The sequence below is a fragment of the Agromyces sp. NDB4Y10 genome (assembly GCF_001620055.1).
Lineage (GTDB): Bacteria > Actinomycetota > Actinomycetes > Actinomycetales > Microbacteriaceae > Agromyces > Agromyces indicus.
The window spans coordinates 212,818-233,897 of the sequence record NZ_LQGY01000014.1; the positions used below are offsets into that span (position 1 = coordinate 212,818).

Annotated in this window: 22 protein-coding genes; 6 read left to right on the forward strand and 16 right to left on the reverse strand. The window is 73.6% G+C overall.

Features of this window, described 5'->3' with window-relative positions:
• The first annotated feature begins 95 nt into the window (after window positions 1-95).
• Window positions 96-983, forward strand: a complete 888-nt coding sequence (locus tag AVP42_RS04020; RefSeq protein WP_067946322.1) for a hypothetical protein — start codon at window positions 96-98, stop codon at window positions 981-983.
• A 100-nt stretch (window positions 984-1,083) separates the two neighbouring features.
• On the opposite strand, the gene AVP42_RS04025 is transcribed toward AVP42_RS04020, so the two are convergent.
• The 7 genes from AVP42_RS04025 to AVP42_RS04055 form a co-directional block, all read right to left on the reverse strand.
• The gene (locus AVP42_RS04025; RefSeq protein WP_067946515.1) at window positions 1,084-1,761 is read right to left on the reverse strand and encodes a response regulator transcription factor; all 678 of its coding nucleotides are present in this window, start codon (window positions 1,759-1,761) and stop codon (window positions 1,084-1,086) included.
• Entirely contained in the window at window positions 1,758-2,903 is a 1,146-nt protein-coding gene (locus AVP42_RS04030) for a sensor histidine kinase (protein WP_067946323.1), read from the reverse strand. Before AVP42_RS04030 ends, AVP42_RS04025 begins: the two co-directional genes overlap by 4 nt.
• 4 nt (window positions 2,904-2,907) lie before the next feature.
• The gene (locus tag AVP42_RS04035) at window positions 2,908-3,648 is read right to left on the reverse strand and encodes a DUF2306 domain-containing protein (protein ID WP_067946325.1); all 741 of its coding nucleotides are present in this window, start codon (window positions 3,646-3,648) and stop codon (window positions 2,908-2,910) included.
• A gap of 315 nt (window positions 3,649-3,963) precedes the next feature.
• A complete protein-coding gene (locus AVP42_RS04040; RefSeq protein ID WP_067946327.1) occupies window positions 3,964-4,503 on the reverse strand; it encodes a flavodoxin domain-containing protein in 540 nt (179 codons plus the stop codon).
• Between the two features lie 111 nt (window positions 4,504-4,614).
• Window positions 4,615-5,016, reverse strand: coding sequence for a nuclear transport factor 2 family protein (locus tag AVP42_RS04045; protein ID WP_067946329.1), 402 nt, complete (start codon window positions 5,014-5,016; stop codon window positions 4,615-4,617).
• Window positions 5,017-5,107: 91 nt separating this feature from the next.
• The gene (locus tag AVP42_RS04050) at window positions 5,108-6,304 is read right to left on the reverse strand and encodes a glycosyltransferase (protein ID WP_067946331.1); all 1,197 of its coding nucleotides are present in this window, start codon (window positions 6,302-6,304) and stop codon (window positions 5,108-5,110) included.
• On the reverse strand, window positions 6,301-6,912 hold the full coding sequence (locus tag AVP42_RS04055; RefSeq protein WP_197466946.1) for a TetR family transcriptional regulator: 612 nt from the start codon (window positions 6,910-6,912) through the stop codon (window positions 6,301-6,303). The genes AVP42_RS04050 and AVP42_RS04055 overlap by 4 nt, the downstream gene beginning before the upstream one ends.
• Before the next feature lie 210 nt (window positions 6,913-7,122).
• Here AVP42_RS04055 and AVP42_RS04060 point away from each other — a divergent pair, with 210 nt between their 5' ends.
• Window positions 7,123-10,518: a phosphodiester glycosidase family protein gene (locus AVP42_RS04060; RefSeq protein WP_067946336.1), complete on the forward strand. Its 3,396-nt coding sequence runs from the start codon at window positions 7,123-7,125 to the stop codon at window positions 10,516-10,518.
• Between the two features lie 91 nt (window positions 10,519-10,609).
• On the opposite strand, the gene putP is transcribed toward AVP42_RS04060, so the two are convergent.
• Window positions 10,610-12,127, reverse strand: coding sequence for a sodium/proline symporter PutP (putP, locus tag AVP42_RS04065; protein ID WP_067946338.1), 1,518 nt, complete (start codon window positions 12,125-12,127; stop codon window positions 10,610-10,612).
• A gap of 158 nt (window positions 12,128-12,285) precedes the next feature.
• Between putP and AVP42_RS04070 the strand changes: the two genes are divergently transcribed.
• The 3 genes from AVP42_RS04070 to AVP42_RS04080 all read left to right on the forward strand — a co-directional run bounded on the left by AVP42_RS04070 (window position 12,286) and on the right by AVP42_RS04080 (window position 14,735).
• On the forward strand, window positions 12,286-13,170 hold the full coding sequence (locus AVP42_RS04070; RefSeq protein WP_067946340.1) for an Fpg/Nei family DNA glycosylase: 885 nt from the start codon (window positions 12,286-12,288) through the stop codon (window positions 13,168-13,170).
• 5 nt (window positions 13,171-13,175) lie between these two features.
• Window positions 13,176-13,592, forward strand: coding sequence for a hypothetical protein (locus tag AVP42_RS04075; protein ID WP_231878535.1), 417 nt, complete (start codon window positions 13,176-13,178; stop codon window positions 13,590-13,592).
• A gap of 90 nt (window positions 13,593-13,682) precedes the next feature.
• Window positions 13,683-14,735 (forward strand): alpha/beta hydrolase, encoded by a 1,053-nt coding sequence (locus tag AVP42_RS04080; protein ID WP_067946346.1) that lies wholly within the window; start codon window positions 13,683-13,685, stop codon window positions 14,733-14,735.
• A 52-nt stretch (window positions 14,736-14,787) separates the two neighbouring features.
• Here AVP42_RS04080 and AVP42_RS04085 read toward each other — a convergent pair whose 3' ends face one another.
• Entirely contained in the window at window positions 14,788-15,762 is a 975-nt protein-coding gene (locus tag AVP42_RS04085; RefSeq protein ID WP_067946348.1) for an NAD(P)/FAD-dependent oxidoreductase, read from the reverse strand.
• Between the two features lie 68 nt (window positions 15,763-15,830).
• Here AVP42_RS04085 and AVP42_RS04090 point away from each other — a divergent pair, with 68 nt between their 5' ends.
• The gene (locus tag AVP42_RS04090; protein ID WP_067946350.1) at window positions 15,831-16,415 is read left to right on the forward strand and encodes a helix-turn-helix domain-containing protein; all 585 of its coding nucleotides are present in this window, start codon (window positions 15,831-15,833) and stop codon (window positions 16,413-16,415) included.
• A 24-nt stretch (window positions 16,416-16,439) separates the two neighbouring features.
• Here the strand turns inward: AVP42_RS04090 and AVP42_RS04095 are convergent, their stop codons facing one another.
• From AVP42_RS04095 to AVP42_RS04125, 7 genes are all read right to left on the reverse strand, one after another.
• Window positions 16,440-17,375, reverse strand: coding sequence for a hypothetical protein (locus AVP42_RS04095; protein ID WP_067946352.1), 936 nt, complete (start codon window positions 17,373-17,375; stop codon window positions 16,440-16,442).
• 84 nt (window positions 17,376-17,459) lie between these two features.
• On the reverse strand, window positions 17,460-17,765 hold the full coding sequence (locus AVP42_RS04100; RefSeq protein WP_082846975.1) for a DUF3072 domain-containing protein: 306 nt from the start codon (window positions 17,763-17,765) through the stop codon (window positions 17,460-17,462).
• Between the two features lie 92 nt (window positions 17,766-17,857).
• The gene (locus tag AVP42_RS04105; protein ID WP_067946353.1) at window positions 17,858-18,646 is read right to left on the reverse strand and encodes a VOC family protein; all 789 of its coding nucleotides are present in this window, start codon (window positions 18,644-18,646) and stop codon (window positions 17,858-17,860) included.
• Between the two features lie 125 nt (window positions 18,647-18,771).
• Complete coding sequence (locus AVP42_RS04110; protein ID WP_067946355.1) at window positions 18,772-19,665, reverse strand: 3-methyladenine DNA glycosylase; 894 nt, start codon at window positions 19,663-19,665, stop codon at window positions 18,772-18,774.
• Between the two features lie 40 nt (window positions 19,666-19,705).
• The gene (locus tag AVP42_RS04115; protein WP_067946357.1) at window positions 19,706-20,116 is read right to left on the reverse strand and encodes a hypothetical protein; all 411 of its coding nucleotides are present in this window, start codon (window positions 20,114-20,116) and stop codon (window positions 19,706-19,708) included.
• Between the two features lie 74 nt (window positions 20,117-20,190).
• Entirely contained in the window at window positions 20,191-20,520 is a 330-nt protein-coding gene (locus AVP42_RS04120; RefSeq protein ID WP_067946359.1) for a TfoX/Sxy family protein, read from the reverse strand.
• Window positions 20,521-20,551: 31 nt separating this feature from the next.
• On the reverse strand, window positions 20,552-20,989 hold the full coding sequence (locus AVP42_RS04125) for a GNAT family N-acetyltransferase (RefSeq protein ID WP_067946361.1): 438 nt from the start codon (window positions 20,987-20,989) through the stop codon (window positions 20,552-20,554).
• Between the last annotated feature and the right edge of the window lie 91 nt (window positions 20,990-21,080).

Here is a 21,080-nt window from a genome sequence, read left to right on the forward strand (position 1 = left end):
CCCGGCGCCGCCGCCCGGCGCTGTCCGCCCGGCGCCGGCACGCCTCAGGGCCACCCCTGACGCGTGCCGGCTCTGCCCACGGGGATGCTGGGCGGATGACCGGAGCACCCTACGGATCCGACGCCTCCGCGGAGCCCGACGCCGCGACCGCACCGCCCGCACCCGTCTTCGACGTGCGAGCCCGCCTCCTCGAGACCGTCGTGCTCGTGGCATCCGTCGTGGCCCTGCGCATCGTGGGGCTGGTGCTCATCGTGCTGTCGGCGTCCGGCCCCGGCAGCGACCCGCTCGGCATGCTGCTGCCGTTCGTCGCGATGGTGGTCGACCCCAACCTGCTGGTATGGGTCGCGCTCGCCGCCGCCGTGCAGTTCGGGCTGCGGTCCATGCCGCGGCCCGGACGGATGGCGCTCGTCGTGGTCGCCGCCCCCGTCGTCGTGCTGCTCGTCGGCACCGTGCGCGCGCTGCCCATGCTGCCGCAATCCGGCCTGGTCGGCCTGCTCGGCAACGGCGTCTCGTGGTTCGATGCGGGCATCCTGACCGTGGTCGTCGCTCTCGGCGTCGCCGTCGTCGCGGCGGCCGGAAGCGCGCCCGTCGCCGGGGCGCGTCGCTGGGCGGCACCCGTGGCCGGCGGGCTGCTCGCCCTCGGCGGCCTGCTGGTGCTGATCCTCGCGTGGCAGGCGATCGAGGCGTACTTCACGCTCGGGGGGACGCCGGTCGTCGTCACGCCCGAGCAGGGCGACCGCTACCTCGTCACCGCGGGCCTCACCGTGGTCGCGTTCGCGGGCGCCGTCGTGAGCGCGGTGCTGAGCCGACGCCGTTGGCTGGTCGTCACATCGGTCGTCGTCGGCGGCGTCGGGCTGATCCTCGCGTTCGTCCTGCAGGTCCCCACCGGTCGGTTCCTTCCCGGGCCCGCGCAGGAGCCCGCGCCCGGCCCCGGCGGCTCCAGCTGCTACGGCGAGGGCGACCCGAACTGCATAGGCGGGTAGCGGGAGGGCCGCACACTCGCGGCCGTCGAGTGTCGAGGTATCTCGTGCACCAACCGGGCTTCGGCAGGCCGTCGAGTCCCCATCCGGTGCACGAGCGGCGTCAGCGACCTCCGCGCGCCCCACGCTCGTGCGCCCAGATCGCGAGCTCGACGCGGTTGCGGGCGCCGATCTTCGCCATGATGCTCGCGATGTGCGTCTTCACGGTGCTGAGCGACACGTGCAGCTCGCGGCCGATCTCGACGTTGCCGAGGCCCCGCGCGACGCCGGCGAGCACGTCCTCCTCGCGGTCGGTGAGCGGGGTGGATGGCGCAGCCGGCGCGCGCCCGGGCACGGGGCCGGCCCCTGGCGCCCGACCCGCGAACGCCTCTATCAGTCGCACCGTCACGTTCGGGTCGATGAGCGCGTCCCCGCGCGCCGCGGCGTGCACGGCCTCACGCAGGATCGTCGCGCCGGCGTTCTTCAGCAGGAACCCGCGCGCCCCGGAGCGCAGTGCGGCGTAGACGTACTCGTCGAGGTCGAACGTCGTGATCACCACCACCGGCAGCGGGTCGGTGACATCCGGACCCGCCAGTTCGCGCGTCGCCTGCAGGCCGTCCATGACCGGCATCCGGATGTCGAACAGGCACACGTCGGGCCGCAGCTCGCGGGCCATCGCCACCGCTTCGGCGCCGTCGCGCGCCTCGCCGACGACCTCGATGTCGGGCTGCGCGTCGAGGATCATCCGTAGCCCGGTGCGCACGAGGTCATGGTCGTCGGCGATCAGCACGCGCACGCTCATGCCGACCACCCGGCCTTCGGCAGCACGGCGCTCACGAGCCACCCGCCGCCCGGCGCAGGGCCGGCCTGGCAGGTGCCGCCGAGCAGTGCCGCCCGTTCCGCCATCCCGGTGATGCCGAACCCCGGCGCAGCGGATGCCGCGGGCTCGCCGTCGTCGCGCACCTCGAGCCGCACGCCCTCGGCCTCGACCCGCACGTGCACGTCGATGTGCGTCGCGTTGCGTGCGTGCCGGCGGGCGTTCGTCACCGCCTCCTGCGCGATGCGGAACACCGCAGCGCCGACCGCGGGCGGCAGCGCCGCCGCGGCAGGCTCGTCGTCGACCCGCACGTCGACGACCGGGCTGCCGGGCTCGGGCGCCGCCGGCTGGGCGAGCCGCCGGATGTCGGCGATGCCCTGCGCGGGCGCCAGCTCCGCGGCATCCGCTCGTCGCAGCACCCGGACCATCGAGCGCATCTCGTCGAGGGTTCGGGACGCCTCGCCCTCGATCACGCGCAGGACCTCGGCGGCCGCCGCCGGGTCGTGCGGCGCCACGGCAGTACCGGCCTGCGCTTGGATCGCGATCGCAGAGACGTGGTGTGCGACCGTATCGTGCAGGTCGCGTGCGAGCTGCTCGCGCTCGAGCAGTCGCACGCCCTCGAGCTCGCGCTCGCGGGCGCCGGCCTGCCACCGGAAGGCGATGCCGAGCGTGGACGTGGTCACGACCACCGCGAGCCCGCCGATGAGGTCGCCGAGGGCCGGCGGCTGGAACAGGGCCGGGATCACGATGCCCGCGAGCACGAGCGCCGCTCCGCCGACCATCGCCCGGCCCGACCCCCATCGCATCACCGCGTAGACGAGCACGAGGAAGTACGCCGTGGCGAACAGCTGCGGATCGCCGCCGGTCGCGAGGCCGACGGCCGTTCCGACTGCGAAGGCGATCGCGAGCATCGTGAACGGGCGGATTCGACGCCACAGCAGTGTCGGCACGAGCACGACGAGCACGGCCGCCCACGCCCAGCGCCACGGCACGTCCGGACGCGCCGCCGCCTCGATCAGGATGAGCAGCGGCAGCGCCGCGACGAGCACCCAGTCGCGCCCCACCCGGCGGGGCGCGGGCGGCTGCGCGGGCGGCGCCGACCAGAGTGCGCGCACCGGGCTCGTCATGGCCTCATGATAGGTGCGCACTCGCGGCCGCCGACCGGACGTCATCGCGTTCGTCGATGGCCGCCACGCGCGCGACGGGGGCGCGACGGATGCCGCGGCCCACCCGCCGCCGGATCACGACCTCCGCGACCGCAAGGTTGATGACCCAGCCGGCGCCCATGAGCACCGCGTGCACCGGCTCGCTCGGGGGGCCGAAGACGAGCGTCCACGGCAGGAACGTGAAGACCTGCGTGCCGGCGCCGAGCCCGATGGCGTAGGCGCGCGTCATCCACGCGCTGTGCGTGCGCACGTCGCCCCGACGGATCGCGAGGAACGCCACGACGATGCCGGCCGCCATGGCGGTGCCGAATCCGAGCCGCATCACGAGCAGCGCCGTCCCGCTGGGCTCGGGGAGGTCGTAGGCGACCGCCATCCACATGCCCGACAGGGCGGATAGCACGCCGGCCGGCACCAGGATGCGCCCGGCGTACCGGTGCCAGCGCCGGCTGCGCAGCGCCGGCGCGAACTGCAGCGCCCCCAGCAGGAGGAACACGACCGAACCGACGATGTGCACGACCACCGGCACGGGGGAGTCGAAGAACCGCGCGTTCTCGGGCGTGACGGCCGCGCCGCTCGCGAGCTCGGTGAGGCGGAACGCGCCGGCGGCCATCGGCACGAGGCTGAGCGCGATGAGCCCGGCCGGCGCGAGCCACTGGGGGCGCGGGCGGCGGCCGGTGCGGGGTGCGGGCAGTGAGGTCTGCGTCATGTCTCGATGCTCGCGCCGGGCGGGCCCGCCCACATCGGCCGCGCGGCCCGAGCTTGCTCAGCCGATCGGCCGATGCGCGCCGACCTCTCGCCGGTTCCGCCGGTCATCGCCACCGCGACGCTGCTCCCGGAGCCGGGCGGCGCGACTCGACGCGTCGGCAAGCATGATCCGTCCGCGAGATCCGGTACCGAAGTACCGAAGTACCGGCGGAGCCGGCGCGAAACCGTCTCGCCCGAACGGGGAGCACCCGCCCGGCGAGGCTAGGATCGCGCCATCGGGTCCGTCAGGCGACACCCCGTGCGATCCCGCGCGGCGTCAGGGGCGAGCGGATGCCGCCTGCAGCTCGGCCGCGATCGACGACGCCCATGCGTCGATGGCGTCCCACTCGCGGAAGTCGCCCTCGGGCATGAGGTCGCGGATCGCGGGCATCCACACGATCATCCGGTCGGCGCCGCGGATCTTGTCGTGGTCGTACGCACCACGGAACACCTGCATGCCGCGCGGATGGATGAGCTTCTCGTACTCCTCGAACTGCTTGGGCTTCGCGCCCTCGAGTACGTCGTTGCCCTCCTTGTCGACCGTTTCGGTGCCGAGCGGGCCGCTCGAGAACAGCCACGTCGGCTTCGCGGCGAGCACGTCGGCGTTGCGTTCGACGAACTGCCTGGCCGACTTGCGCCAGTTGAACGCGTAAGTGGCCGACCCGACCACGTAGGCGTCGTACCCGGCTGCCGCCTCCAGGTCCGTGCACCTGACGACGTCGACCTCGAGGCCGTGCCCGGTGAGCGTCTCCCCGATGCGCCGCGCGATCCCCTCGGTGGCGCCGTACTTGCTGGCGTACGCGACGAGCACCTTCATCGCGATCCCTCCTTCGTCGCGGTTCGTGCGTTCCAATGGGGCACGCTACGCCGCACGGCCGGAGGCGTCGGTGACCAAGGTCACTCGGGCCGGACCGATCGATCCACCCCGTCAGGGGCTCGTCGTCGCGTCGGCGTGCCGGTGCACGACCTTCCACCCGTCGAGTTCGCGCCGGTAGACCTGGGTCGCGCGCAGCGAGAACTCGCGCTGCCGACCATCCATCGTCGTCGTGACGCGCTCGTAGCCGAGCGTGTATGCGAGATCGCCGCGCACGTCCCACGAGATCAGCTCGAGCGCGTACGCGGTGCAGTTCGAGAAGCTCGACGCGAGCACGTCGAACACCTCGACCAGTTCCTGGCGGTTCGACGCGGTGCGCCACGCGCCCAGCACGGTGACCGGCTCCTCGCGCGACCAGATCTCGCGCCGGGGGCCGGCGTCGCCGTCGAACATCGCCCGTTCGGCCTGCGCGAGCGATGTGTAGACCCAGTTCAGGAACTCCTCGCGGTCGTTCATGGGTCCAGCATGCTCCTGACCGGCACCCCGGCGCGAGGGCGGATGCCGCATCCGCTGTCGGGGAGCCGGGATCCGGTTCGCGTCTGCGGTCTCAGGCGAAGCGCTCGAGCACCGCGAGCGCCGTGCCCGTGCCGTCCTCGTGCGACATCCGCTCGGCGACGGATGCGACGGCCGCCTCGTGGGCGGACGCCTCGGCCAGCGCCGACGCCAGCCGCTCGGCCGTCAGGCGCCGCTGCGGGATCGGCGCCGGGCCGAGGCCCCGGCGGTGCAGTTGCGCACCCCAGAACGGCTGGTCGGCGATGAACGGCACGATCACCGAGACGATGCCCGCGCCCATCGCGGCCTGGACGGTGCCGATGCCGCCGTGGTGCACCGCCACGGCGGCGCGCGGGAGCACGGCCGCGTGGTCGACCGAGCGCGTCACGAGCACGTCGTCGCCACGGAGGCCGTCGGGCACGGCGATGCCGCCGAGCCCGGTCGCGACGAGCAGCCGCAGCCCGCGCGATCGCGCCGCCTCGACGAGGGCCCGCCCGCGCTCGGCCGGGTCGCCGGCGGCCATCGAGCCGAATCCGGCGTACGCGACGGGGCCGGCCCCGAGGAACGCCTCGACCGCCGAGTCGGGTGCTGCGGCATCCGTCGACGTCGAGCGCCACGGGCCGGTGAGCACCGTGGTGTCGGGCCAGTCCGCCGGGGCCGGCAGGATAGCCGGACTGATCGGCAGCAGCGTCGCCGACGCCGGCGATGATCGCCGTGGGGGAGTGACGCCCATGACGGATGCCGCCTCGGCGACCTCGCCGCGGAACATTGCGCCGGCCGCGCCCGCCATCCGGTACGTCAGCGGGTTCAGCGGCCCGAGGCTCCGCGTGACCGTCCCCGCGGCCGGGAACTCGTGCGTCGGCGTCATCACCGGGACCATCTCCACGGCCACGTGCGGAATGCCGAGCGCATCCGCGATGAGCGGCGCCGACAGCACCTTCGGATGCCACACGACGACGTCGGGCCGGAACTCGCGGGCCGCGTGCGCCGCGTTCACGATGACCCCGCGCATGACCGGCCGGACCACCTCGCGGAGGTTCCGCATCGCGGCGAGCGGCGACACGCCCTGCGACTCGATCATCGCGGAGAAGTCGACGCCGAGGCTGCGCACGTCGAGCCCGTCGAGGTCGACGCCGGAGCGGTCGGGGAGGGCCAGACGCACCTCGTGACCCGCGCCCACGGCTCGGCGCGCGAGGGCCGCGAAGGGTTCGACGTCGCCGCGTGAGCCGGCGGTCACCAGCAGGATCCTCATCGTGCCTCCTCCGGGGCCAGCCCGGCCGCGGCGAGGAGCCGGTCGTCGGTCGTGAGCCCATGGGTGTAGAGCTCGGCCAGCGGCACCGCGACCCGACGCAGACCGGTCTCGGCGTCGCCGCCCGCCCAGGCGGCGAGCCGATCGAGCATGAGGAAGGGGGCGACCCCGAGCAGTACGAGTGCGGCGGCCTGCGCCTCCGGGTCGCGCGAGGCGCGGAGCCATCCGCTCGCCGAACCGTCGGCGATCATCGCGCGCGACACCTCGAGCAGTCGTTCGAACAGCGCGTCGGATGCCTCGCCGCCCTCGCCCAGCATGCGCGCGAGGTACGGCCCGAAGGTGCCGAGCACGTCGCCGAGCACGTCGGACGCAGCCGTCTCGACGCGCTGCTTCTCGACGATGAACCGGACGACCCGCGCGTCGCACTCGGCACGGAGGGCCTGCTTGGTACCGAAGTGATGCGTGACGAGGGCCGTGCTCACGCCCGCGCCGGCCGCGATGTCGCGCATGGTCGCCGCCTCGTAGCCGTGCGCGGCGAACCGCTCGAGTGCGCTGCCGACGATGCGGGCGCGCGCCGTGAGGTCGCGATCTTCGACGGAGGCTGTACGCATGTACAGCATTCTGGCACAGCGTCCAGGCGCTCGGGCCGAAACGTTCACGGGCCGGTCACGTGCCCGTCACGCGACCCTTGACGCCCGTGAATCTGGAAGCCATATTCTTACGAAGCCCTAATCAAGGAAATGATTTCCAGAGAGCCGGAGGCCCGAATGCCGACCCCGTCCGTCCACCGCGAGCGGAGCCGTCGCAGCTCCGCTCTTCTCATGGCGAGCGCGCTCGCCGTGGGGTCCCTCGTCCTCGCCGACGGCGTCGAGGCGAGTGCCGCGCCGCCGCCCGTCACCACCGCGCGCGTCGTCGCCGCCCCGGACACCGGGGGTCTCGACCTGGCCGGAGGCGACTCGTCTCTGCTCACCGCCGAGACCGAATCGCTGGCTCCGGGCCTCGCGCTCACCGACTTCCGGCGATTGCAGCCGGCAGGCTGGGTCGCCGGCCACGTCATGCGGGCCGACCTCACCACGCCGACCCTCGAGCTCGAGGTGCTCGACTCCGGCACGGTCACGGGCGGCGCCACGGTCACGGAGCAGATCGAGGGCACCGGCGCGGTCGCCGCGATCAACGGCGACTACTTCGACATGAACGCCTCCGTCGCGCCCGTCGGCACGAACGTGTCCGCCGGCGACGGCGTGCGGACGGCGAGCACCGCCCCGCGACCGGCGTTCACCATGGCCGACGGCCTCGCCGCCGTGCAGGAGCTCATGGCGGAGGGCACGCTCTCGATCGACGGGGTCGAGACGGCCATCCGCGGCATCAACACGCCCGCGCTGCCCACCGGCGGCATCGGCTGGTACACGTCGGCGTGGGGCGAGCATCCGCTCAGCCGCCCGCTCGGCGGACCGGGCTCGCTCGCGGCATCCGTCGCCATGGTCGTCGTCGCCGACGGCGTCGTGCAGTCGGTCACGACCGATCCCGCCGCCCTCTCCGCCCCCGCATCGATCGCCGAAGGCACGGGGGTGCTCATCGGCCGCGATGCCGGCGCCGCGACGCTCGCCGCCCTCGCACCCGGGCAGCCGGTCGAGGTCGAGGTCGGGGTGAACGCCGACGTCGATCTCGCGGTGAGTGGCGCCCAGCGCCTCATCGTCGACGGCGCGCAGACCGACGCCGACCAGGTCGAGGCTGCGCGCACCGCGATCGGCGTGAACCGCGACGGCACCGAGGTCACGATCGTCACGATCGACGGCCGCGCGGGCGACAGCCGCGGGATGACGCTGCAGGAACTCGGGGACCTGATGCTCGACCTCGACGTGCACAACGCCGTCAACCTCGACGGCGGCGGCTCGACCACGCTCGCGGCACGCGCCGCCGGCACCACCGAGGCCGCCATCGTGAACCGCCCCTCGGACGGGTCGGAGCGCGTCGTCGCCAACAGCCTCGCGTTCTTCTCCACCGCGCCGGCCGGCGAGCTCGCCGACGTGCGCATCGCCCCGGCCTCCGACCTGCCGGACGCCGACGCGGTGTTCCCGCGCCTCGGCCGCACCGTCACGGCGACCGGATTGGACGCGAACCTCGCGGGGGTGCCGGTCGACGGGAAGTTCTCGGGCAACCGCGGCATCGACGTCGACGCGGTCGACGGCAGCACCGCGATCGTGCGGGGTACTCGCCCGGGCGAGAGCACGGTGCGATTCCAGACGCGTGGCCACACGGATGCCACGGACCTGCGCGTGCTCGGTGACCTGGAGCGGCTGCGTCCGAGCCGCACCGTCGTCGCCCTGCCCGACCCCGGACAGACGGCGGAACTCCGGATCACGGGGCTCGACGCCGACGGCCACGAGGCTCCGATCGAGACGACCGACCTCACCGTCGAGCACGGCGACGACGTCACCGTGACCGCCGAGGGCCGGGATGGGTTCCGCATCGCGCCGAACGTCGACAGCGGGTCCGCGACCGTCACCTTCACGGCCGGCGGCCGGAGCGTCGACGTGGCCGTCACCATCGGCTACCGCACCCTCTCGGTCGCCGACTTCTCCGACGGTGCCGCATGGAAGCCCGCCGCCGACCGCGCGACGGGCACCCTCACGACGACGACCGGCCCGGGCGGCGTCCCCGCGCTCGCCCTCGACTACGACTTCACCACGAGCACCGGCACGCGGGGCTACTACGCGGTCGCACCCGAGATGTCCACGCCCGGAAGCCTCGGCCGCGAACTCGAAGGACAGCCCCAGGCCCTCACCATGTGGATCAACGGCGACGGCAGCGGCGCGTGGCCGCGCATCCAGATGAAGAACGGCGCCGGCACCACCATCAACCTCGATGGACCCAACGTGACCTGGACCGGCTGGCAGCAGGTGCGCTTCCCGGTGCCTGCCGGCACGCCCTACCCGCTGCACCTGCAGCGCGTGCGCCTGCTCGAGACGCGATCGGCCGTGCAGTACCACGGGCACGTCGAGATCGCCGGACTCGAGTCGGTGGTGGCACCGGATGTCGCCCAGCCCGCCGCACCCGTCGTGCACGATCCGGTCATCGTCACGGATGGCACGGTCGCCGACCGGCCGCAGCGCATCGCGGTCATGAGCGATGCCCAGTTCGTCGCCCGGGCACCCGAAAGCGGCGCGGTCGAGGGCGCCCGCCGGACCCTGCAGGAGATCCTCGCGACGGAGCCCGACCTGCTCGTCATCAACGGCGACTTCGTCGACGAGGCGAGCGAGGCCGACTTCGCGTTCGCGAAGCGGATCCTCGACGATGAGATCGGCGACCGGCTGCCGTACGTCTACGTCCCCGGCAACCACGAGATCATGGGCGGACCCATCGAGAACTTCGAGGCGGCCTTCGGCGACACCGCCCGAAGCGTCGACCTCGGCCGCACGCGCATCATCACGCTGAACAGCGCCGCCGGGTCGTTCCGCGCATCCGATCCCGCCCAGCTCGCGTTCCTCGAACGCGAACTCGCCGACGCGGCCGCCGACGGCGACACGTCGGGCGTGCTCGTGTTCGCGCACCACCCGGCCGACGACCCGCTCCCGTCGAAGGCGAGCCAACTGGCCGACCGGGTCGAGGCGGCGGCGTTCACCGACGCGCTCGGGGCCTTCCGTGCCGAGACGGGCAAGTCGATCGCCGTGGTCAACGGCCACGTCGGGGTCTTCCACGCCGACGCCGTCGACGGGGTGTCGCGCCTCGTCAACGGCAACTCGGGCAAGGGCCCGGCGGGCACGCCCGAGACCGGCGGCTTCACCGGGTGGACGATGCTCGGGGTCGACCCCGCGCACGGGAAGGTCGGCCGCGGCGCGACCGCCGACGCCGATCGCACCCGCTGGCTCACCGCCGAGGTGCACGCCCGGGTCGACGCGATCGAACTCGACGCGCCATCCGTCATGGTGGTGGGGGAGACGGTCGCAGCCGGCGCGAACATCGAGCAGGACGGTGGGCGCACCGTGCCCGTCGGCTGGCCCATGAGCGCCGACTGGTCCGGGAAGGGCGTGACGATCGTCGACGGTCGTACCGGCACGGCCGAGCGAGCGGTCGCGGCATCCGGCGTGCTGCGCTTCGACCCGGCCACGGGCGAACTGACCGCCATCGCGCCGGGAACGGGCACGCTCGAGGTCGTCGTCAACGGCGAGCGGGCGACCGTCGACGTGCGCGTCGCGGCGGCGACGCCGGCCGGCTAACCCGGCCCAGCCGCACGGGGTCCGTGCAACGCCGAGGCGTCCGCAGCAGCGGAACGCCCGGACGTTGCACGGACCCGATGTGCGTGGCGGGTCAGGACGCGCGCGTCGGCTCCGGCTCCTCGCCCTTCTGCACCGCGACGGTCATCGTCGTCGTGTCGGTGAACTCCTGCTGGATCTCGTCGTCCTCGCGGTAGGTCACGAGGCTGACGACGACCGAGACGACCAGCGCGAGCACGAAGCCGGGGAGCAGCTCGTACACGGGCGTGCCGAGCAGCGGCCAGGTGAAGACGACCACGGCGCCGGTGACCATGCCGGCGAGTGCGCCCCACGCCGAGAGGCGACGCCAGAACAGGCTGAGCAGGATCAGCGGGCCGAACGAGGCACCGAAGCCCGCCCAGGCGAACCCGACGAGACCGAGGATCGTGTCGTTCGGCGTGATCGCGAGCACCGCCGCCACGACGGCGACGATGAGCACGCACGCGCGGCCGAGCACGACGAGCGAGCGGCCGCCGGGCGGGGTCTTGCGCACGACCCGGTAGAGGTCCTCGACGAGCGCCGACGAGCACACCACGAGTTGGCTCGAGATGGTGCTCATGATCGCCGCGAGCACCGCCGCGAGCACGAGGCCCGCGATGATCGGGTGCAGCAGCACCTGCGACATCTGCAGCACGACCGTCTCGGGGTTGTCGAGGCCGCCGTTCTGGTCGAAGAAGGCGATGCCGACGAGGCCCGCGAGCACGGCGCCGGCCATCGAGAGCACCATCCAGGTCATGCCGATGCGCCGGGCGGGCGTCGCCGCCTGCGCGCTCGGCAGCGCCATGAAGCGCACGAGGATGTGCGGCTGGCCGAAGTAGCCGAGGCCCCACGCCATCGCCGAGATGATCGCGATCAGCGTGAGTCCGGTGAGTCCCTCCCCGCCGGTGAGCGACACCGCGTCGGGTGATGCCGCCGCGATGGCGGCGCCGACCTCGCCGAACCCGCCCACGTTCGCGATCGCCACGATCGGCACGAGGATGAGGGCGGTCATCATGAGCAGGCCCTGCGCGACATCCGTCAGCGACGCCCCGAGGAACCCGCCGAAGAGGGTGTACGACAGCGTGACTGCCGAGACGAGCAGCATGCCCACGAGGTACTCGCCGCCGAAGGCACTCTCGAAGAAGACGCCGCCCGCGACCATGCCCGCCGAGATGTAGAGCGTGAAGAAGACGAGGATGATCACGGCGGAGATGATCCGCAGCAGGTGCGTGCGGTCCTTCAGCCGGTTCTCGAAGAAGCTCGGCACGGTGATCGAGTTGTTGCTGACCTCGGTGTACGCGCGCAGGCGCGGTGCCACGAGCCGCCAGTTGAGGTAGGCGCCGATGGTCAGGCCGATCGCGATCCACGCCTCGATGAGGCCGGCCGCGTAGATCGCCCCGGGCAGGCCCATGACGAGCCAGCCCGACATGTCGGACGCGCCCGCGGAGAGGGCAGCGGCCCACGGCGGAAGCTTCCGTCCCGCGAGCATGTAGTCCTCGTGGTCCTTCGTGCGTCGCGCGGCGAACACGCCGATCGCGATCATGCCGACGAAGTACGCGCCGAGGGCGATGTAGAGGAATGCCTGGTCGGACATCGCCGTCCTTCGGGGGTCGTCGCCCGGGCGGCTCTCCGCCACGGGCGGGGTGGGCATGGAGCACGGCCACCCTACTCGCTCGGCCCGCCCGCCGAAGAACCCGGGGGACGGACGGTGCGGCCCGTGACGGCGTCGGCGGGTCGTGCCATGCTGGCCGCATGCCCGAGTCACCCGAGGTGCAGGCGCTCGCCGACGAGCTCGATTCGCGGTTGTCCGGGCGCGCGCTCGCCGAGGTCGACGTGGTCGAGTTCCGGGTGACCAAGACGCGGGCGCGGCCGCTCGAGACGCTCGTCGGCGACCGGGTCGCGGGCGTCTCGCGGCACGGCAAGCTCATCGACCTCGAGGCCGCGAGCGGTGCGCACCTCGTGGTCTCGCTCGGCCGGCACGGGTGGGCGCGCTGGGCGGTCGAGGGCGAGGCGGATGCCGCCGGCACGGCCGACCCCGCGGATGCCGACCCCGCTGCCGACGTCGCGCCCCCGCCCACGCTCGCCGCCCTCGCGTTCGACGACGGCGCGACCCTCGAGCTCACGGATGCCGGAGACTGGGTGTCGCTCGGCGCCTGGGTCGTCGACGACCCCGCCGAGGTGCCCGCGATCGCGAAGCTCGGCCCCGACCCCGCCGACCCCGCGTTCACCCGCGCCGACTTCGACCGCGCGTTCGCGGGTCGCCGCAAGCAGGTGAAAGCCGTCCTGCAGGAACAGGAGTCGCTCGCGGGCATCGGCAACGCCTACTCCGACGAGATCCTCTTCGCGGCGCGCATCTCGCCGGTCGCGCACGCGTCGACCCTCGCCGCCGACGAGCTCGACCGGCTGTACGAGGCGACGGTCGGCGTCATCCGCTCGGCGATCGACGCCCGCCGCGGCGTCCCGATCGCCGAGCAGAAGGCCGCGAAGGTCGCCGCGATGCGCGTGCACGGGCGCACCGGCGAGCCGTGCCCCGGGTGCGGCGGCACGATCCGCGACTTCAGCTTCGCGAGCACGACCGCCCAGTACTGCCCCGACTGCCAGACCGGCGGCGCACTGCTGCCGCTGAAGGGCGAGTGAGCCGGGTGGCCGGCCGCGAGGCATCCGCTCGGCCCCTCACGCTCGTGGTGGACGTCGCGAACGTGATGGGGTCGCGGCCCGACGGCTGGTGGCGCGACCGGGCCGCCGCCGCGACGACGCTCCTGCAGCGCATCGCGCCGCTCGCCGGGCGCGAGCTCGACGTCGAGGGCGAGCGGGTCGAGATCGCGCGGGTCGTCGCGGTCGTCGAGGGGCGGGCGACGGATGCCGCGGCGCCGGCCGGCATCGACGTGGTCGCCGCACCGGCCGACGGTGACACCACGATCGTCGAGGTCGCCGTCGCGGCATCGAGCGCGGGGGAGCGGGTGCTCGTCGTCACCGCCGACCGCGGACTCCGGGCGCGGCTGCCCGAACCCGTCGCGACGGCCGGGCCGGGCTGGCTGAACGACCTGATCGGCCGGTGAGCCCGTCGACTCGGCGTGGACCCTGTCGCCGCGGCATCCGTCGACCCTAGGCTCGACCCGAGACGACCACCGACGGCCGGAGGGGGAGCCGTGATCGATCCGACCCTGCTGAGCGTGCCCGACGGTGCGCGCGACGTCACCGTCGTCGAGGCCATCGACGGGCTCAGCTACATCGACCCGAACGATCCGGCGATGCCGTCGTACCGGGTGATCGCGAACAACCGGCAGCCGGTCGCGCTGCGCGACATGATGATCGAGCCCGTGCGCACGGGCTACATCGGCGCGAACCACCCCAAGCCCGACCCGGCGCTCGTGCCGCCGACCGGCGCCGAGGCGGTGCCCGACGTCGACGTCACCGTCGTCTACCTGCCGGTGCGCGACGGCGTCGCCAGGGCGCAGGTGTACCGGCCCCAGTCGGCGGATGCCGCGGCGGAACTCCCGGTCATCCTGTACTTCCACGGCGGCGGGTTCACCGTCGGCTCCTCCGACGACACCGACTACCTCACGCGCCGGCTCGCGCGCGACAACGGAGCGCTCGTGGTCTCGGCCGATTACCGCCTGGCGCCCGAGTACCCGTTCCCGACGCCGCTCGACGACGTGCTCGACGTGTACCGCTGGCTGACGACGGATGCCGCCCGCCTCGGCGGACGGGCGGACCGCATCGCCGTCGCGGGCGACTCCGCCGGCTCGAACTTCGCCGCCGCCCTGCCCCTGTACGCGGCGCACCACGACCTTCCCGCGCCCGCCGCCGTCGTCATGCTCGGCGCGTTCGTCGACTTCGTGCAGGAGCGGTGGGACTCGTTCCAGCGGCTCGCCCCGCGGGGGATCGTCTACGACAGCCCCTTCTTCGGGTTCATTCGCAGCGCCTACCTGCCGACCACCTCGTGGACCGAGCCTCTCGCCAGCCCCATCTACGGCGACCTGTCGACGTACCCGCCGGCCTTCCTCGCGGCGGGCACGCACGACCCGATCGTCGACTCGGCGAAGGCGTTCGTCGACCTGCTCGACGGGCACGGTGTCGCGGCGGTCGGGTACTGGCCCGAGGGGATGCCGCACGGGTTCTACTTCTTCCCCGGCGTGCACCCCGAGGGCGACACGGCGTTCGAGCGGGTGTGGGCGTTCCTCGCCGAGCACCTGGTGTAACCGGCTCGGGCGCCTGACGTAGTCGGCTCGGGCGACGCGGCCGCCGCTCGGGCTATGCGTTCGCCGGCTCGGGGGCCCCGGCGGCAGCCGACGCCGCCCGCACCGCGTCACGGACCTCCTCCTCGACGAGGTCGGCGTTGATCGCCGCGCCCGCCATGCTGCCCGCCGACATCGCGTACGGCACCGACGAGCGGCCGTCGACGACGTTGCCGGCGGCCCACAGGCCAGGCACGCTCGTGCGGCCCATCGGGTCGACCGTCGCGAAGCGCCCGACCGGCGGGTGGTCGGCGAGCTCGGCACCGAGGGCGCGCAGCACGTCGTCGTTCGGCACGGGCCGCGGCCCGACGAAGATCACGTCGGCGGCCAGTTCGGCGCCGTCCTCCAGGCGGATGCCGCTCAGGCGACCGTCGTCGTCGGCGATCACGGCCGCGACCCGCCGCGTGTCGATCGGGATGCCGCGGGCGTCGAGGCCCGCGCGTGCGGCATCCGAGAGCTGGACGCCGTGGCCGAGGAACACGACGTCGGAGGTGAGCTGCCGCATGAGCTGCGCCTGGTGCACGTTGGCTTCGCTCGTCGCGAGCACGACCACGCGGCGGTCGCGCGCCTCCCACCCGTCGCAGTACGGGCAGAGGAACGCGCCGCGACCCCACTGCTCCGCCAGCCCGGGGATCTCGGGCAGCTCGTCGCGGAGGCCGCTCGCGACGAGCAGCCGGCGTGCGACGTGCTCCGAGCCGTCGCCGAGTGCGATCGTGAAGCCGTCGGCCTGTGCGGCGGCGGCCGTGACGGCGCCCTCGCGGATATCGACGCCGTCGTAGCGCGCGAGCTCGGCGCGGCCCGCGGCGAGCAGGTCGAGCGGCGACGTGTGGTCGCGGCCGAGCACGCCGTGCATGTGGCCTGCGAAGCGGTTGCGCGGCCGGCCCTCGTCGACCACGAGCACGCGGCGTCGCGATCGACCGAGCATGAGCGCGGCGCTGAGTCCGGCGCTGCCGCCGCCGACGATGAGGACGTCCCAAGTGGTGTGCTGCATGGATCGATGGTGCGCCGGGTGTCGCTGCAATGGCAAGATGGTTTGCCGGAGTGGCAAACGGAGGGTGCATGACCGACGCGGACGACCTGGGGCGCATGCTCGACGGCGTGGCGCCGCGCCTTCGCGCGCTGCGCACCCGACGCGGGCTCACGCTCGGCGAGCTCTCGGAGCAGACCGGCATCTCGGTCAGCACCCTGTCCCGGCTCGAATCGGGAGGTCGGCGACCGACGCTCGACCTGCTCATCCGACTCGCCGCCGTCTACCGCGCGAGCCTCGACGACCTCGTCGGCGCGCCGCAGATCGCGGACCCGCGCATCCACCCCAAGCCGTTCTACCGGGACGGCAAGGCGATCATCCCGCTCACCCGCAGCAACCCCGACGTGGTGGCGTTCAAGATGGTGCTGCCCGGTCACTCGCCCGACGAACCCGTCGCGCAGAGCGTCCACGACGGCTACGACTGGGTGTACGTGTTGAGCGGACGAATCCGCCTCGCCCTCGGCGACGACGAGCTCGTGCTCGAACGCGGCGAGGCCGCCGAGTTCGACACGCGCACGCCGCACGGCATGGCGAGCGCGTCGCTCGAGCCCGCCGAGATCCTGAACCTGCTGAGTCCCCAGGGCGAGCGCGCGCACGTGCGCGGCACAGGTGGCTGACCGCGGCCGGGCGGCCGCGACCCGTCAGCCGACGCCCACCTCGCCCTCCCAGTAACCGGTGCCGTCGCCCTCGGGCGACGTGATCTGCCACGGGATGGCACCCGCCTGCGCGTCCGTGCCGTCACGCAGCGCGGGGTCGGCGAGCCGGGCGGCGATGGCCTCCGCCTCCGCGACGGTGACGCGGGCGATGTAGACCTTCGGATACCGCGGCCCCTCGAGCAGCACCTCGGAGTTCGGGTGGTCGCGCGTGATCGCGACCAGCTCCTCGATGAGGCGCGGCGAGGTCGCACCCTCGACGTGCGTGAACTTCAGCCACGGCTGCTCCGACCGCACCGAGAACGTGCCGCCCCGCTCGAACAGCGCCGTCTCCCGCAGGGCGGCGAACCGCTCCTCGACTCGGTCGGGTTCGAGCAGGGCCGCGAACGGCCAGCCGTCCACGACCGACAGCCCCACGACGCCGTCGACCTCGGCCGCCTCGAGCAGGGCCGCGAGCGTCGCGCGGGTCGCCGCGGCATCCGTCGCCGGCTGCACCTCGAGCGACCACCACGGGTCGGCGCTCCAGGCGGTGTCCTCCGCGGCGCCCTCGTCGCCGGTCGCGTCGCCGGGCGGCTCGGCGCGCATCGTGATCGGGTCCTCCCACTCGAGGTCGCGGGCGAGGTCGGCGACGCCGTCGGATGCCGCGAGCACCGTCGCGGGGTCCGCCTCACCGTCGACGGTCACGGTCGTGTAGCGCGGGTTCTCGTCGCGCGGCTCCATGCCGCCGATGTCGACGGAGGCCACCCCGTCGAGCTCTTCGATGCCGTCGCGCAGCGCCTCCTCGCGCTCCACGTCGGTCATCGGCGTGGCCGGCGCCGGGTCGGTGCCGCCGGCACAGGCGGAGAGCAGGGCCAGCGTGACGGCGGCGAGGAGGGCGCCGCGGACGGCACGGCGACGAGGGGAGGTCGCGGTAGGGCGCATCATCCGAGCATGCGCGATCGACCCGGCATCCTCAACTCGGGCGGCCGGGCCGCCGGGGCGGAGGTCGCACGTCGCTCGTCGATCGGCTCAGCCTCGGCCGGTGATGCGCTGCAGTCGTTCGATCTCGGCGGAGGCCTGCGCCTTGGTGAGGTCGGCCGATACCTCTTCGCCGGCCTCGCGTGCCAGCGTGTCGAGGTAGCTGCGCTGCGCCGAGGTCATCGGTTCGTCGCCCGTGACCCAGTCGGCCGGGTCCTTGCTCGCCGGGTCGGCGTCGTCGTGGCCGCGCGCTCCGAGGGTCTCGTCGAAATCCGGGATCGTCTGCTCCTCGCCGGGCAGGTCGGAGCCCGGACCGGCATCGGGTGCCGGGCGCTGCTGCGGGTTCTCATCGCTCATGCAGCGAGGCTATGCGTCGCCACCGGGCGATCGGAGGGGCTTGCGCCCGGTGCCATCGGGCCCTAGGCGAGGCCGTCCGAGGAGCCCGTCGCCTACTCGGCCGCGGGTGCGGGCGGGATGCGCGACGCGATCACGAAGTACGCGCCGGTCGGGTCGGCGAGGCCCGCGCGACGGCCCGACGGCAGGTCCCACGGCGGCACGACGAGCGTGGCACCCGCCGCGACCGCCTTCTCGACCGCGGCCTCGACGTCGGCGACGCCGAACGCGACGCTCCACGCGGGCGGCAGGTCCTCGTCGAGCAGGGTGCCGGCGTCCAGGATGCCGGCGTGGTTGCGTCCGCCGTGGCGGTAGACCGCGGAGCGCGGCTGTCCGTCGCCGTGCGCCACCTCCCAGTGGAACGCATGGCCGTAGAACCGCTCGGCCGCGTCGAAGTCGCTCGCGGCGAGCTCGAACCACACGGCCGTGTCATCCTCGCCGAACGACTCGAAGCCCGCCAGGTTGCCCGGCTGCCAGTAGCCGACGACCGCGCCGGTCGCGTCGATCGCGAGGCCCATGACGCCCATGTCGGGGATGTCCATGGGCTCGAAGAGCACCGTGCCGCCGGCCTCTCCGATCGTGCGGGTCGTCGCGGCGGCGTTGTACGTCAGCAGGTAGACCGTCCAGTGCGGCGGCGCCGGATCGGTGTCCTGCCGGCGAGCCGCGCCCGCGACGCGCTTCCCGTGACGGCGGAACGTGACGTACCCGCCGTACCGCTCCTCGTCGCCGCGCTCGGCTTCCCACCCGAACAGCTCGCCGTAGAACGCGATCGTCGCGTCGAGGTCGGTGGTGCTCACGTCCACCCAGGCCGGCGAGCCGGCGACGAGGTCTTCGGATCCGGGCATGGAGCCTCCCGTGTCGATCGGAGCGGACGGCCGACGGCCGATTCACGCCCGCCGCGAGGCGACGGGCGTGCTGATCGCGAGGCTAGCACCGCGGCATCCGTTCGCCCAGACCCGCCGCGCTCGCATCACGCCGTCGGCAGCGCCGCGAGCAGCCGCGCCCGCAGGGCGTTCGCCCGTTCCGCGAAGCCGCGCTGCCGCCGCACGTACTCCGCCTTGCCCTCGGGCGTCTCGATGCGCACCGCCTCGCCGCCCCAGGGCGCCATGTCGTACGGCGATGCCTGCATGTCGAGGTGACGGATGTCGCGGGCGAGCTCGAACGCGTCGAGCAGCACCTCGCCCGGCGCGAGCGGGCCGAGCTTCACCGCCCACTTGTAGACGTCCATGTTGGCGTGCAGGCAGCCGGGCTGCTCGAGCTCGGGCTGCGTCTCGCGGGTCGGTGCGAAGCGGTTGCGGGGCACGGCATCCGGCGTGAAGAACCGGAACGCGTCGAAGTGGGTGCAGCGGATGTCGTGCGCCTCGACCACCTCGTCGGTGCCCGCCTGCCCGAGCCGCAGCGGCACCGGATGCCGGTGCTCGCCCTGCCGGTACACCATCGCCCACTCGTGCAGGCCGAAGCAGCCGAACTGGGCGGGCCGCGCGGCGGTGCGCCGCAGGATCCGCTCGACGACGCCGAGCATCGCGCCCTTCTCGCGCCGCATCGCCGCATGGTCGACGACGAGGCTGCCGGATGCCGCACCCGGGGCGTACCATCGCCACTCGGCGCGCGGCGAGCCCGCGGCATCCGCCAGCTCGACCCCCGCACCCGGATGCCACCGGCGCAGCAGGCCGGGGGAGTAGGAGTAGTACGTGAAGAGGAAATCCTCGATCGGGTGGGCCTCGCCGCGGAGGCGCCGTTCGCGGTGAGCCGCCGTGAGCGCGTCGGCGCGATCGGCGTGCGCCTGCTCCCGCGCCAGCCACTCGTCGGCCCCGAGCACCGCGACGGGTGCGCGGAGCGCGGTCGGCTGGGCTGGCGTGGTCACCCGACGAGGATAGGCGGTCGACCCGGGAGCGGCCCGGCCGTCACCGGCCCACGGACCAGCCGAGGACCGCGAGCTTCAGCGCGAGGAGGAACCCGCCCACGGTGAGCGGGGTGGTCTCCCGGTCGGGCGTGACGAGCGACTCGCGCCAGACCCGCTCGATCGGGTACCCGATCGACATGATCGCGCCCAGGACGCCGAGCACGCGTGCCGCGAGCACCGGCGGCTTCGGCGCGACGAGCAGCGCCACGCTCGCGGCGCCCTGCACCGCGAGCATCGCGGTCGGCGCCGAGAGCGACGTGCCCTCGATCCAGTGTCGCCGCCGCATCTCGTCGACCGACCTGATCCGCACGCCCGGGACGTCGCCGGGCAGCCCCTCGCGATAGGCCTTGCGCAGCCCGAGGATGCCGAGCACCAGCTGCGCCACGCCGATCGCCCCCACGATCCGCATCATGCGCACATGGTGGCACCGGGTTGCGCGCGCGGCAAGCCCGGCGGCGGTGCCCGGTCGTCGTCGCCGGCCCGGGGTCACGGACTGATGGAGTCGACGAACGCGTACGCCTCGCCGGCGATGGTGCGCCAGCGTTCCTCGCCCGCGTCGTACGGCACGACGGCCCATTCGCGCATCGGGCGGCCGCGCATGACCATCGGGTCGAGGCCGAGTTCGCCGATACGCTGCTCGGGCAGCTTCACGACGAGGTCGCCTGCGGTCGACGCGAACGCGAAGAGCTTGCCGCGCACCGCGAGCCCCTCGGAGCCGAACATGCGCCGCATCGTGACATCCGGTCGCTCGAGCACGGCGGCGACCTCGGTCAGCCGCTCGAGGGCGCGTTCCCGGTCGGGATGGGGCTTCGCCATGGGCCGAGCGTACGCCCGCCCGCCGACACGCTCAGGGCGTGCGTTCGACCGCGTTCACGCCGCGCACCATCCACTGCTCGGGATTCGACAGCGGCTCGAACCCGAACCGCTCGTACAGCCCGTGCGCGTCGCCGGTCGCGAGAGCGATGCGCTTCAGCCCCAGCGGGTCGAGGTCGGCGAGCACGAACTCCACGAGGCCGACGCCCACGCCGCGTCCGCGCGCCTCGGGACCGACGATGACGTCGCACAGCCACGCGAACGTGACGCCGTCGGTCACCACGCGGGCGTACCCGAGCTGGGCACCCGTCGCCTCGTCGTACGCGCCGTAGTTGCGCGAGCCCTCGATCGCGGCATCCTGCACCTCGCGGGGCCGGCCGAGCGCCCAGTACGCGTCCTCCGACAGCCAGGCGTGCACGCGCGCCCGATCGAGTTCGGCGGGGTCTGACGAGAAGCGGATGCCACGGGCCATCCGCCGATTCTGCCAGCCCCGCCCCGCCCGCCCCCTCTCCCCGCCCCCCGTCCCTGTCCCGCCCGCGGGCGCGCTGAAATGACGCGAACTG